This window comes from Roseomonas rosulenta (assembly GCF_016106005.1).
Classification (GTDB): domain Bacteria; phylum Pseudomonadota; class Alphaproteobacteria; order Acetobacterales; family Acetobacteraceae; genus Neoroseomonas; species Neoroseomonas rosulenta.
Genome location: NZ_JACADR010000127.1, coordinates 1 through 12535, shown reverse-complemented (window position 1 = coordinate 12535; position 12535 = coordinate 1). Strand labels below are relative to the sequence as shown.

Annotated in this window: 16 protein-coding genes; 9 read left to right on the top strand and 7 right to left on the bottom strand. The window is 72.4% G+C overall.

The features are described from left to right. On the bottom strand, positions 1–222 hold a 222-nt coding region (locus HW578_RS15415), incomplete at its 3' end, for a hypothetical protein (RefSeq protein ID WP_198371438.1). Positions 223–270: 48 nt separating this feature from the next. On the opposite strand from HW578_RS15415, the gene HW578_RS15410 reads away from it, so the two are divergent. From HW578_RS15410 to HW578_RS15395, 4 genes are all read left to right on the top strand, one after another. Further along, complete coding sequence (locus HW578_RS15410) at positions 271–948, top strand: phosphatidylserine decarboxylase (RefSeq protein WP_198371437.1); 678 nt, start codon at positions 271–273, stop codon at positions 946–948. A gap of 85 nt (positions 949–1033) precedes the next feature. Then, on the top strand, positions 1034–1906 hold the full coding sequence (gene pssA, locus HW578_RS15405) for a CDP-diacylglycerol--serine O-phosphatidyltransferase (protein WP_198371436.1): 873 nt from the start codon (positions 1034–1036) through the stop codon (positions 1904–1906). Beyond that, positions 1907–2368, top strand: a complete 462-nt coding sequence (locus HW578_RS15400; RefSeq protein WP_198371435.1) for a protein-tyrosine phosphatase family protein — start codon at positions 1907–1909, stop codon at positions 2366–2368. Positions 2369–2460: 92 nt separating this feature from the next. Beyond that, positions 2461–3468, top strand: coding sequence for a catalase family peroxidase (locus tag HW578_RS15395; RefSeq protein WP_198371434.1), 1008 nt, complete (start codon positions 2461–2463; stop codon positions 3466–3468). Positions 3469–3489: 21 nt separating this feature from the next. Here the strand turns inward: HW578_RS15395 and HW578_RS15390 are convergent, their stop codons facing one another. The 4 genes from HW578_RS15390 to HW578_RS15375 all read right to left on the bottom strand — a co-directional run bounded on the left by HW578_RS15390 (position 3490) and on the right by HW578_RS15375 (position 6809). Then, a complete protein-coding gene (locus HW578_RS15390; RefSeq protein WP_198371433.1) occupies positions 3490–4722 on the bottom strand; it encodes a CaiB/BaiF CoA transferase family protein in 1233 nt (410 codons plus the stop codon). A gap of 130 nt (positions 4723–4852) precedes the next feature. Then, entirely contained in the window at positions 4853–5236 is a 384-nt protein-coding gene (locus HW578_RS15385) for a DUF3592 domain-containing protein (RefSeq protein ID WP_198371432.1), read from the bottom strand. Further along, positions 5233–5982, bottom strand: a complete 750-nt coding sequence (locus HW578_RS15380; RefSeq protein ID WP_198371431.1) for a CoA-transferase — start codon at positions 5980–5982, stop codon at positions 5233–5235. The genes HW578_RS15385 and HW578_RS15380 overlap by 4 nt, the downstream gene beginning before the upstream one ends. After that, positions 5979–6809, bottom strand: coding sequence for a CoA transferase subunit A (locus tag HW578_RS15375; protein ID WP_198371430.1), 831 nt, complete (start codon positions 6807–6809; stop codon positions 5979–5981). The genes HW578_RS15380 and HW578_RS15375 overlap by 4 nt, the downstream gene beginning before the upstream one ends. 159 nt (positions 6810–6968) lie before the next feature. Between HW578_RS15375 and HW578_RS15370 the strand changes: the two genes are divergently transcribed. The 5 genes from HW578_RS15370 to HW578_RS15350 all read left to right on the top strand — a co-directional run bounded on the left by HW578_RS15370 (position 6969) and on the right by HW578_RS15350 (position 9765). Then, a complete protein-coding gene (locus HW578_RS15370) occupies positions 6969–7520 on the top strand; it encodes a GNAT family N-acetyltransferase (protein ID WP_232478995.1) in 552 nt (183 codons plus the stop codon). Positions 7521–7609: 89 nt separating this feature from the next. Beyond that, the gene (locus HW578_RS15365) at positions 7610–8053 is read left to right on the top strand and encodes a hypothetical protein (protein ID WP_198371428.1); all 444 of its coding nucleotides are present in this window, start codon (positions 7610–7612) and stop codon (positions 8051–8053) included. Positions 8054–8228: 175 nt separating this feature from the next. Beyond that, positions 8229–8909, top strand: coding sequence for a DUF3047 domain-containing protein (locus tag HW578_RS15360; protein ID WP_198371427.1), 681 nt, complete (start codon positions 8229–8231; stop codon positions 8907–8909). Between the two features lie 64 nt (positions 8910–8973). Next, the gene (locus HW578_RS15355; RefSeq protein WP_198371426.1) at positions 8974–9468 is read left to right on the top strand and encodes a flavin reductase; all 495 of its coding nucleotides are present in this window, start codon (positions 8974–8976) and stop codon (positions 9466–9468) included. Positions 9469–9594: 126 nt separating this feature from the next. Continuing rightward, a complete protein-coding gene (locus tag HW578_RS15350; protein ID WP_198371425.1) occupies positions 9595–9765 on the top strand; it encodes a hypothetical protein in 171 nt (56 codons plus the stop codon). A 123-nt stretch (positions 9766–9888) separates the two neighbouring features. Here HW578_RS15350 and HW578_RS15345 read toward each other — a convergent pair whose 3' ends face one another. Beyond that, a complete protein-coding gene (locus HW578_RS15345; protein ID WP_198371424.1) occupies positions 9889–11451 on the bottom strand; it encodes a sulfatase-like hydrolase/transferase in 1563 nt (520 codons plus the stop codon). A gap of 183 nt (positions 11452–11634) precedes the next feature. Then, positions 11635–12535: C1 family peptidase (locus tag HW578_RS15340; RefSeq protein ID WP_232478994.1), on the bottom strand; the 901-nt coding region annotated here is incomplete at its 5' end.

Genomic DNA, 12535 nt, shown 5'->3' with positions numbered 1-12535 from the left:
GTCGGCCAGCGCCGCGAAGGCGCGCCTGCGGTCTGCGCCGGGGTCGGCGGTGGAGGGGATGCGCGCGGCATCCGCCGCGAGGCGCACCCCTTCGGCGCCGAGCTCGGCCCGGCAGGCGCGGCCGCGCCAGGCGAAGTGCAGGCAGGGTGCCGGATGGGGCTCGCGCGGGGCGAGGGCGCCATCGGGTGTGACGGCAAATCGGCCGAGCGGGATCGTCTCCATGCCTGCAGGGTTGTCCGGGAGTGGTGAACACACCATAACCGCCACCGCATGGCCCTCGGACAAAGTCTTCGCCTCGTGCTTGCGCCGCCGCATCCGGCCGCGCGGCCCTTCCTCATCGGCGGGGGGGTGGCGGCGCTGCTCGGCCTGCTGCTGCTCGGCAACTGGCTGTTCTGGCTCGGGACGGCGTTCCTCGCCTTCTGCCTCTACTTCTTCCGCGATCCGGAACGCGTGCCCCCGGGGCGCCCCGGCCTCGTGATCGCGCCGGCGGATGGCAAGGTGGTCAGCATCGTGCCGGCGGTGCCGCCGGAGGAACTCGGCCTCGGCCCCGCGCCGCGCTGGCGGGTGGCGATCTTCCTCTCGGTGTTGGACGTGCATGTGAACCGCATGCCGGTGGACGGGACCGTCACGCGCGTCGCCTATAGGCACGGGAAGTTCCTCAGCGCCAACCTCGACAAGGCGAGCGAGGAGAATGAGCGCAACGCCATCGCGCTCGCGCTGCCCGACGGGCGCGACCTCGCGGTGGTGCAGATCGCGGGGCTGGTGGCGCGTCGCATCCTGTCGGATGCCAAGGTCGGGGATGTCGTGCAGGCGGGCGAGCGCTTCGGTATCATCCGCTTCGGCAGCCGCACGGATGTGTATCTCCCCGAGGGCGTGCAGCCGATGGTGAGCGAGGGCCAGACCATGATCGGCGGCGAGACGGTGATCGCCGAACTGGGCGCGCGGTGACCGGCCCCGATGACCGGAGGGCGCAGCCGGCGATGCCGGCGAGCACCGGAGGTCTGAATCGGCGCCGCCGCGCCGCAGGCGCGCCATGACCGATCCGGCCCGCGTACGCCTGCTGCGCCGCCGCTTCCGCCCGCGCACCCGGCCGCGCTTCGAGGGGCTTTCCTTCAACCGCCTCATTCCGAACATCCTCACGATGCTCGGCCTGTGCTGCGGGTTGGTCTCCATCCGCTTCGCCTTCGAGGGGCGCTTCGACCAGGCCGCGGTGCTGATCGTGGTGGCGGGCGTGATCGACGGGCTGGACGGGCGCCTCGCGCGGCTGCTGAAGGCGACGTCCCGCTTCGGCGCGGAGTTCGACAGCCTGTCGGACTTCCTGTGCTTCGGCGTGGCACCGGCCTTCATCCTGTATTTCTGGACCATGCAGGACTTCCGCGCGCTGGGCTTCGCGCCCTGCCTGCTGTTCGCGGTGTGCATGTCGCTGCGGCTTGCGCGGTTCAACGCGACGCTCGATGTCGGGCCGGGCGTGAAGCCGGCCTATGCCTACAACTTCTTCACCGGGGTGCCGGCGCCGGCGGGGGCGGGCTGCGTGCTCTTTCCGCTGTTCCTCGGGCTGTGGCTGCACCAGATGGGATGGGATGGCATGGCCGCCGCCGTGCGCCACCCGGCCTTCGTCGGCATCGTGATGGTGACGGTGGCGGGGCTGCTGGTCAGCACCATCCCGACCTGGTCGTTCAAGAACTTCAAGATCCCGCGCGAATACGTCCTGCCGCTGCTGCTCGGCAGCGGGCTGTTCCTCGCGCTGCTGCTGGCCGAGCCCTGGGCGGCGCTGGCCATCGCGGGGCTGATCTACCTTGGCATGGTGCCCTTCTCGGTGCGTTCCTACCTGCGGCTCAAGCGAGAGGCGGAGAGCATGATCGAGCCGGTGATCGTCAGCGAGGCGCCGCGCTCGGGGACCAACTGAGTGCGTCCCTGTCCCGGTGACGGTCCGCCACGCGAGGGCGGCGCCGGTGCCGTTCGTGGTGCCGTCACGCTGGTGCTCGATGGTCGGGCGGTGCGCGTCACCGGCGGCCCATTCGATTCACTGCCCGAGGGGGCGCGAGGCCTGTGCCTCGAGCCAGGCTCGGCGCGCGTGGCGCAGGCTGCCTGGCGCCTCGACATCCCGGATTTCGGCGTGCCGGAGGAGGCGGCGCTGCGCGCGGTGCTGGCTGCCATGCTGGCCGAGATGCGCGCCGCACCCGATGCGGCCTATCACGTCGGCTGCCGCGCCGGGCTCGGTCGCACCGGCCTGGCGCTGGCCTGCCTTGGCGCCATGACCGGCGTGGCGGAGCCGATCGCCTGGCTGCGCGCCACCTACGACCCGCGTGCGGTCGAGACCCCCGCGCAGGAGGCACTGGTCGCGCGCTTCGTGGCACCATCGCCGTAACCGTCTCGCCCGCCGCGCCGAATGTTGTGCTGGCGAGACGGCACCCCTGTCGCGCATCATTCCGGCCTCGCGCCAGGCCCCGAGGAGATACCATGCCGCAGACCCGCCCCAACCCGCTTCACCTCGCCGCCGCCGCCCTGGCGGGGATGCTCGGTGCGGCCATGCCCGCTGCGGCCCAGCCCAGCCCCGACGCGATCGTCGATGCCTTCGAGGCCGCGCTCGGCCCGATCCGCACGCATCGCCCGAGCCACCCGAAGGGCGTCTGCGCCGCCGGGCATTTCACCGCGACGCCCGAAGGGACGCGCCTGTCCGTGGCGCCGGTCTTCTCCGGGCAGCGCAACACCGCGCTGATCCGCTTCGGCGTGGCCGGGGCGAACCCGAACGCCTCCGACAGCGCGCGGGGCACGCGCGGGCTCTCGATCCGCTTCGAATCGCCCTCGGGCGACCTGTTCGAGATGGCGAACATCTCGGCGCCGGTCTTCGGCGCGAATACGCCCCAGGCGCTGGTCGACGGGCTGCTCTCGCGCGCCAACGACCCGGCCACGGGGCGGCCGAACCCCGAGCGCGCGGCGGCCTATGCGGCCTATGTCGCGGCCAACCCGTCGGTGGGCAACCAGGGGCGCTACCTTGCGGCGAACAACCCGCCGGCGAGCTTCGCCACCACGCCCTATTGGGGCGTGAACACCTTCCTGTTCCGCGGCCAGGACGGGCAGCAGCGCCCGGCGCGCTGGGTGTTCGAACCCCGCGCCGGCGTCGAGCGGCTGACCGCCGAGCAGATGCAGTCGATGGGACCGAACTTCCTGGCCGATGAGCTGCGGCGGCGGGTCGCCACGGGGCCGGTCGAATTCGACATGGTGCTGCAATTCCCGGGGCAGGGCGACGATCTGCTGAACCCGACCGTGGCCTGGCCGGATGATCGCCCCCGCACGGTGGTCGGGCGGCTCACGGTCACGTCCGTGGAAGCCGGGCCGGGCGGGCCCTGCGACCCGATCAGCTTCATGATCCTCGACCAGGCGCCGGGCATCGAGATGAGCGACGACCCGGTCCTGCAGGCGCGCGCGGCGGCTTATGCGGTGAGCCTGTCGCGGCGGACGCCGTAGCGACCTGCGTGGGGCGCGGCGCTACTTCCGCCGCGCGCCCACGATCACGCCCTCGTTCTCCAGCGCGGCGATCTCCGCCTCGGTGAAGCCCCGCGCCGCCAGCACCTCCCGACCGTGCTGGTTGAAGCGCGGCGGGGCCGTGCGTGCGCCGCCCGGCGTGCGGCTCAGCTTGATCGGGGTGTTCAGCGCGCGGAACTCGCCGATCTGCGCGACCATGTTGCGGAAGGCGGTGTGCTCGGCCCCCATGGCTTCATCGACATGCAGCACGGGGCCCGCCGGAAGCCCCGCGGCCAGCATGCGCCGCGTGAGCTCATGCCCGTCCTCGTTGGCGAAGCGGGCATTCAGCACCTCGGTCAGCGCGGCCTTGTTGACCACGCGCGCGCCGTTGGTGGCGAAGCGTTCCTCCTTCGCGACCTCCGGGATGCCGAGGAACTCGCAGAACTTGCGGAACGCCGGGTCGTTGCCGGCGGCGACGAAGATCTCGCAGGTGCGCGTGGTGAATTTGGAATAGGGTGCCAGGTTGGGGTGCGGGTTGCCCGTCGCCTTCGGCCGCTTGCCGCTCAGGAAGAAATTGGCGGCATGGGGGTGCAGCAGCGCCATGCCGCAATCATGCAGCGTCATGTCGCAATACTGGCCGCGGCCGGAGCGCTCGCGCTCGTGCAGCGCCATCAGGATGGCGATGGTGCTGAACAGCCCCGTGGCGATGTCCACGATCGGGTTGCCCAGGCGCGTCGGGCCAGAATCCTCCGTTCCGTTGATGGACATGAGGCCCACCATCGCCTGCAGCACGGCGTCGTAGCCGGGGAACCCGCCGAGCGGCCCCTCGGCCCCGAAGCCCGAGACGCGGCAATGGATCAGGCGGGGGAATTTCTTCGACAGCACCGCCTCGTAGCCCAGGCCCCACCTCTCCATGCTGCCGGGCTTGAAGTTCTCGACCAGCACATCGGCGCCTTCCAGCAGGCGCAGCAGCACCTCCTTGCCCGCCGGCTTGGACAGGTCGAGGCCGACCGAGCGCTTGTTGCGGTTCACGCCGACGAAATAGGACGCATCGCCATCCGCGTTGAAGGGCGGGCCCCAGTCGCGCACCTCGTCGCCCTGCGGGGGTTCGAGCTTGATGACTTCCGCGCCGTGGTCGGACAGCACCATGGTGCAATAGGGTCCGCCCAGTACGCGCGTGAGGTCCACCACGCGCAGCCCGGCCAGCGCGCCAGGCGAGAGCGCCGTCGTGGCGCCGAGTGCAGCGGTGTCGTCCATGTCCCGGGTTCCCTCAGATCGCGGGGCGGAAGATGCGCGAGCGGGGCGGGTTTGTCGAACCTCGCGCCCGCCCCGGGAGCGATTGTTCCGCGCAGGCCTGCGCTTGGCCTCGTGGCCCTGGCGCCGGGCGTCAGGCGCCGATCAGGATCGAGATGCAGAGCATCGCCATCAGCGCGCCCGCGATGCCCCCGGCCAGCAGGGGCGCCGGCGTGCCGGGCTGGATCGCCTCCGGCCGGCCGGGCGGGTGGCTGAGCGTGACCGTCTGGCCCGCCGCGATGCGCCCGCGCGCAGCCGGCACATGAACCCGCAGCCGCCGCTCGGACCCGTCCTGCGCAGCCACCGCGACCTCGGTAAGGGCGCCGGCATCGCGCGGGTCCGGGGGCGTGCGCACCACGCCCTGCACCACCACCCAGTCGCGGCGCGCCCGCCACAGCGTGAGGCACAGCCCGGCCACCACAAGGCTGGCGGGCAGCACCAGCCAGGTCACCAGCGCATCGAGCCCCGGGTCGTTCATGCCGCCGCGGCGCGGCGCCCCCAGACGCGGGCGCAGAATTCCGGGTAGGTCTCGACCATCTCGTCGCAGACGCGCCCGCGCAGCAGGGCGAGTTCCGCCTCGGTCGGGTCCGGCGTGGCGGGGATCTCGCCCTCGGCATCGAAGGCGAAGCCGGTCGCCGCGCGCACGCTCTCGACCGTCTCGCCCGGATGCAGGCTGGCCAGCGAGAAGCGCGCCCGGTCAGGGTGAAAGCGGAAGACGCATTTGCCGGTGACCAGCGCCTGCGCCGTGCCGCGGCGGAAGATGCCCGGCGCCGAGACCCCGGGGGCGGAGATGTTGTCCACGCGATCAACCAGCACGCGCGGCGAATGCTCCTCGCGGAACAGGATGGTGCGCGGGGTCATGAAGTACATGAAGGCGGACCCGAATGACCCCGGGAAGCGCACGCCCATCCCCGGCCAGTCCCCGGTGCCGACCAGGTTCAGGTTGGCCTGGCCGTCGATCTGCCCGCCGCCCAGGAAGAACAGGTCGATCCGCCCCTGGCCGGTCAGGTCGAACAATTCGCGCGTGCCCTCGGTGAAGGGATTGCCGGAGCGCCTGTGCAGCAGGGACAGCCGCACGTCGTGGCCCATCAGCTTCACCAGCCAGCAGGCAGCCGCCGGCATGGGCGAGGCCGCGCCGACCGCGATGTGGCGCGCGGGCGGCGCGGCGGGGTCGAGGATGAGCCGCGCGAGTGCCGCGACGATGCGTTCCTCCGGCGCGATCATTCCGCGGCCGCCTTCTGCCCGGCGGCGAGCACCTCGCGGTCGAGCCAAGCGCGGAAGCCGTCCGCGGTCCTCGCCGCGCGGGCGTAGTCGGCCACGTAGTCGGCGTCGAAGCCGTATTCGTCGAGAAGTGCCACCGGATGCGCGCCGCGCTGCGCGACCGCCACCGCGTCGATGTAGGTCGCGCTGATCGCGCCGGCGGCCAGGCGCTCATCCTCAAGGAAACTGCCCTCCACCACGCGTTCCACCGTCACCAGCGCGGCCCTGGAGGCATGGGCGATGGTCGCGCATTCCCGCCGTCGGCCGAGCCAGACATTGCCCTGCGCATCGGCCAAGGCGGCATGGAAGATCGCGAAGTCCGGCTGCTTCGCCGGGAGCAGCACGATGGGGTCGGCGCCCTCCTCCGCGAAGGGGTTGGGGACCACCTTCCAGTCCGGCCGATTGGCCAGGATGTCCGATCCGATCAGCCCGCGCAGCGGCATGAAGGGCACGCCCTTCTCGGCCGCCTGCAGCATGGTGTGGATGGCCGGGCAGGTGGCGTCGCGCACCGTGATGCGCCCTTCCTTCAGCGCGGCGGAGAAGCGCGGTGCGAAGCCTGCCTCGCCAAGCGAGACGGCGCTGGTCTCGACTTCCGCCACGCAGCCCCCGCCGATCAGGATGTCGGTGGCGAAGCCGCTCACCGGCACGCCCAGCAGCCTGAGCCCGCGCGCCCCGCGCCGGATCAGCGCCTTGGCGATGGCGACCGACGGCAGGGAATTGTCGGGCGGGATCGCCACCAGCGCGCCGTCGGGGATACGCGCGGCGAGGGCGTCGGCGGATGGCAGCAGCATGGGCGGGTCCTCCGCGCGCGACCCTACGCCCGGCGGGGCGGGCGGGGTAGGGGCCTCGCCGCAGTCCGGCGCGGCGCGCGTGCCCGTCAGGGCTGTGATCCGGCTCACGCCACGTCGCGCGGCGGGCTGCGCTATCCTTGCCGGCCCATGACGCCGTGGATGCTGCACAGTCCCCGCCTGCTCCTGCGCCCCTGGCGCCCGGACGACCTCGAGCCGCTCTTTGCCATCAACGGCGACCCCGAGAGCATGCGCCACTTCCCCTGCGTGATGACGCGCGCCGAGAGCGATGCCTGGGCGGAACGCATGCAGACCCACATGGAGGCGCATGGCTGGGGCTTCTGGGTGGTTGAGGAACGCGGCGGCGCGCCCTTCGTGGGCGTCGTCGGGCTGATGACCATCCCCTGGGAGGCGCGCTTCACCCCCGCGGTGGAGATCGGCTGGCGCATCGCACCGGGCTTCCGCCGCCGCGGCTATGCCGAGGAAGCCGCGCGCGCCGCGCTCGACCTCGCCTTCGGCACGTTGGACCTGCCCGAACTGGTCTCCTTCACCGTTCCGGGCAACGTCACGTCCTGGCGGCTGATGGAGCGGCTCGGCATGCGCGCGGATGGCGAATTCGACCATCCGCGCCTGCCGCCGGGGCATCCGCTGCGCCGGCACGTGCTGTATCGCCTGGCGCGCGCGGCGCAGCGGGCCGATGCGCCGCGCGGGTGAACCACTGCATGGCTCGCTGGACGCTCGACCTGCCATGGTCTTGCGCTAGCATCCCACCATCGGTCGATCCTGACCCGGCAGGAGGTTTCATGATCCACACCACGATCCGCATGGCGGCCTTCGCGCTGGCGCTTGCCGCCGCGCCCGCCATGGCCTCCTCGGTCTCGACCGCCTGGGCGCAGCTGCCCTCGAACAACCAGGAGGAATGCCTCGCGATCGGCTCCCGCGCGGTCCAGGGGCTGGGCTTCAGCGCTAGCATCTCGCAGGACCGCCAGACTGTCTTTGGCTGGCGCGGGGAGGAGGCGCTGACGGTGCGCTGCATCTCCGGCAGCGGCATCGCGGTGGTCTTCGCCTGGGTCACTGATCAGTCCAACGACAGCGGCCCGCTGGTCGAGGCCGTGACCGCCGCCTATCGCAACCGCGGCGTCGTCGGTGGCGGCGGTGGCGGCGGCAATCTCGGTGGCGGGGCGCTGGGCGGGGGCAACCTCGGGCCCGGCAATTTCGGCGGCGGCGGCGGCGTGGTGAAGCGCTGAATTGGCGTTTGAGACCGCGCCGTCCGGCGCATTCCGCAGTCCGGCACCAGGCCGCTACCGTGCCATCAGCGACAGGGTGGCCGGTCAGGGGAGCGGGCCGGTGCCGGCAGTCTTAAGCGGTTTTTGACCATACGGCGGCCCTTGCCGCCGGGCGGCGGCGCGACAGATTAGGGGGATGCGCCGCCCCGTTGCCGCCCTCGCTGCCGGAATGCTCTGCGCCGCCGCGCCGGCGCCGCAGGGCGCGCCCGGCTCCCACTGGCACGAGGGCGGCTGGTCGGGCATCCCGCGCGCCCGGCTCACGCCCACCGGCGATGACGCGGTCACCATCTCCTCCCGCGGGCAGGGCGGCTTCGTCTGGCGCTACGAAAGGCGGCCGGCGGAATGCCTGTCCTGGCGCTGGCGGGTCGACCATGGGGTGCCGCCCACGCGGCTCGACCGGCGCGGCGGCGACGACCGGGCGATATCCGTCACCATCGGCTTCGCCGGCTGGCCGGACCGCGCCAGCGCCTGGCAGCGCACCCAGCACGCCGTGGCCCAGGCCAATGCGGGCGGCCGGCCGTTGCCGCGCGCCGCGCTGGTCTTCGTCTGGGGCGGCACGGGGCAGGAGGCCCGCGGCTTCGAGAGCCCCTACATGGCCGGCCTCGGCCGTGTCTTCGTGCTGCGCGCCGCCGATGCGCCGCGGGGCGTGTGGAAGGAGGAACGGGTGAACCTGCCGGCACTCTGGCGGGAAACCTTCGGCGGCCAGGTGCCGCCGGTCGAGAAGATCGCGATCTCGGTCGATTCCGACGACACCGCCAGCCAGGTGGAGGCGCGGATCGAGGCGATCCGCTTCGTCCCCTGCCCACGCACTTCCTGACCGCCACGCCCTTTTCGCGCCGCGCCGCCACCGGCAGGATGGCGCCCCTTCCAGGACCTTCCGCATGACAGTGACCCGACAGGATTTCCGCGACGCCATGGCCCGCCTCGGCGCCGCGGTGAACATCGTGACCACGGACGGCCCCGCAGGCCTGGGTGGGCTGACCGTGAGCGCGGTGTGCTCGGTGACCGACGACCCACCGACGCTGCTCGTCTGCCTCAACCGCGGCAGCCCGCAGAACCGGCTGTTCAAGGACAATGGCGTGCTCTGCGTGAACACCCTGGCACCAGGCCAGGAGGACCTCTCGGGCCGCTTCGCCGGGCGCAGCGCCGAGGCCGACATGGCCGAGCGCTTCTCGCACGCGACCTGGGGCATCCTCGAGACCGGCGCGCCGACGCTCGACGGCGCGACCGTCGCCTTCGACTGCCGCATCGTCGAGGTGGTGGAGCGCGGCACGCATTCCGTCCTGTTCTGCGAGGTGGAGGCGGTGCGCCAGGGCGCGGCCTCGCGCGGGCTGATCTGGTTCAGCCGCGACTATCACTCGATCGGCGCGGGCTGACCCGGTGCCGGGGCGCGCTGCGCGGGATCACACGCTCAGCACGCACCACCCATGCCGAGGCCGCAAAGGCGCCGTAAACCCATTGCAGTCTATGCTTCGTCGAGTCGCGCCGCAGGAGCAGCCTGGATGACCGAAGTGAGAGTGGAACTGCCGGACGAATTGGCCGCGGAGATCGCGCGCCGCGCGGCCGCCCTCGGCACCACGGCCGAGGACTGGGTGGCCGCGGTGGTGCAGGACCTGGCGGCCGACCTGCCGGACGAGACCACCGAAGGCCCGGACGACTTCATCGCGCGCTGACGGCGTCGCGATGCCCGCGCCGGATGCGGCGTGGGCTGGGCGGGCGCCTCGGTATGACTGCGCGGTCGGCGCCGCGCTTGGCACGACCGCCGCTCGTGCGGGCCGGCGCAGCGCCCCCGCCCGCTACCATTCCCCGTAGAAGACCCCCGCCGCCTTGTGGCGGTCGGTGCGCAACTCCGCCTCGGCCCAGGTCAGGGTCGTGCGGCGCTTGAGGCCGGTGAACCAGGCCAGCAGCCGCTCCCGCAGCGCCTCGCGCACGCCCTCCAGCGCCGGGTCGGCGCCGAGGTCGTGGAATTCCTGCGGGTCCGCCGCCAGGTCGAACAGCATGGGGCGGAAGCCATCCGTCCAGTGCATGTATTTCCAGCGATCCGTGCGCACCATCCAGGCGTGATGCTGTCCGGTCGGCAGGCCGAGCCGCCGGCGGGCGCCGCGGAAGGTCCAGTCCAGCTCGCTGAACACCGCCTCGCGCCACCCGGGTGCGGCGCCACGCGTGAGTGGCAGCAGTGATCGCCCCTCGATGAGGTGCTCCGCCGGATCGAGGCCGAGCGCCGCGAGGATGGTCGGCACCACGTCGATCGCCTCGACGAAGCGATCATCCACGCGGCCGCGCGCGGCATCGGCCTCGCGCGACGGATCGACGACGATCATCGGCACGCGCTGGATGCAGTCGTGGAACAGCTCCTTCTCGCCGAGCCAGTGGTCGCCGAGATAGTCGCCATGGTCGGAGGTGAAGACCACCAGCGTGTCGTCCCACCGCCCGAGCCTTTCCAGCGTGGCCCAGACCCGCCCGAGGTGATGGTCGAGCTGCGCGATCAGCCCCTGGTATGCCGGGCGCACCGTCGCGATGCAGGCGTCCTGCTGGAAGGCCTGCGCCACCTCCTCCTCCTGGAATTCGCGCAGGATCGGGTGGGCGGCGGGCCCGCGCTCGGCGGGGTCGCGCGCGACGGGAAGGCACTGATCGGCTGCATACATCGCGTGGTAGGGCGCGGGCGCGATGTAGGGCCAGTGCGGCTTCACATAGGACAGGTGCAGCACCCAGGGGGCATCGCCCTGCGCCTCGATGAAGCCGATCGCCTTGTCGGTGGTGTAGGCGGTCTCGCTGTGCTCCTCGCGCACGCGGGCGGGGTGGCGGGCGTTGCGCATCTTCCAGCCGTTCTGCGTGGCACCGGCCGCGTCGGTCACGGCGATCACGTAGTCGGTCCAGGGGTCCTTGCTGTCATAGCCCTGCGCGCGCAGCCAGTCGGCATAGGCGCTGTCGGTCTCGGCATGATGGCCGTCGTGGCGGTCGACCAGCGTGAACCAGCCCTCGCGCAGCAGCACCGCGAGTTCGTCCTGGCCGTCGAGCAGCAGGCGCTTCATGCCGCGCGCATCGGGCAGCATGTGGGTCTTGCCGGCCAGCGCCAGCCTCCGCCCGCTCTCGCGCAGGTGCCAGCCCAGCGTGACCTCGCCGACCGAGAGCGGCACCCGGTTGTGGGTGGCGCCGTGGCTCGACACATAGCGCCCGGTATAGGCGCTCATGCGCGACGGCCCGCAGATACCCGACTGCACATAGGCCTGGCTGAACCGCACGCCCCGCGCCGCCAGCGCGTCGATGTTGGGCGTGCGCAGGAAGGGATGCCCAGCGCAGCCGAGATGGTCCCAGCGCAGCTGGTCGCACATGATGTAGAGCACGTTGCGGATGGTCATGCGCCGGTGGCCCCCCCAGCAGCAGCCTAGGGCAGCGGTGCGCAGGACATAAGCCGGCCCAGGTGCGGGCGGCTGCCGCGACACCACGGAGGTCCCGCGCGGCGACGCGCCGTGCCATGATCGCCGCTCGGCCGGCGCCGCTCCCGGGGGCGCCGGCCCGTGCTTCGGCGCCCTCGGCCGGACCTAGGGGCTCTTCGGGCTGAACATCTCCCACACATGGGCGTCAGCATGGCCGGCTGACATCGCCCCGTAGCCGGGGGCAGGCACGCCGGCGGGGTCGTCGGCGTCCGGCGCGTCCTTGGCGTAGACCAGGCCCCAGCTGTTGCGGAAGATGAACCAGCCGCCGCCCGGGGCGCCGGCATCGGGCCGGAAGCCCAGGATGCAGACGGCGTGGCCGGCGTTGGTCCGCTCCCAGCCCAGTTGCTGCTCTCCCACCTTGCCGATGGCGTAGTTGGACGGCAGCCGCCAGTTGGTCATGTTGTCCTGGCTCAGCCGGTCCTTGAATTCCGGCAGTGCCACGCCGACCGCCCTGCCGGAGTCGAGCAGCGTGTGGATGGCGCGCGCTGCGCCGGGAGGACGCTTGCCGTTCGGTGGCAGGTCCCAGTGGTCGAACGCGACCGGCGGCGATTGCTTCGCAGCCTGCAGCGCGGCGGCATCCGGCAGCCGGTTCACCGGCGCGTCGTCCGGCCAGGCGGGCCGCGGGCAGACGCCGTCCGTGGCGAGGACGGCGCAGGCCTCGCCGAACTTGGTCGGCCCGTCCACCGCGCCGGGGGGGCGCTGGATCTGCCGGTTGCCCTGCGGAAACAGTGCGAAGACGCGCTTGTAGATGAAGACCGAGGACAGCTCGGGCGGCGCGCCGCCAGGCGGCATGCGGAGGCGCTCGACCGCAGCGGCGGTGGCGAAGCCGATGCAGCCCATCGGGTGCACATCCTGGTTGCGCACCGGCCAGCGCCGCAGGACTCCGCCGTCGAGCAACTGCAGACGCGCCGGGGCGTCGGCCAGGCTGGGCGGCAGCCCCGCGCCGGGCAGCGGCCGCTGGGGCGGGGCGATCACCTGCTCGCCCGGCTCCGGCCGGCGGGGCGCT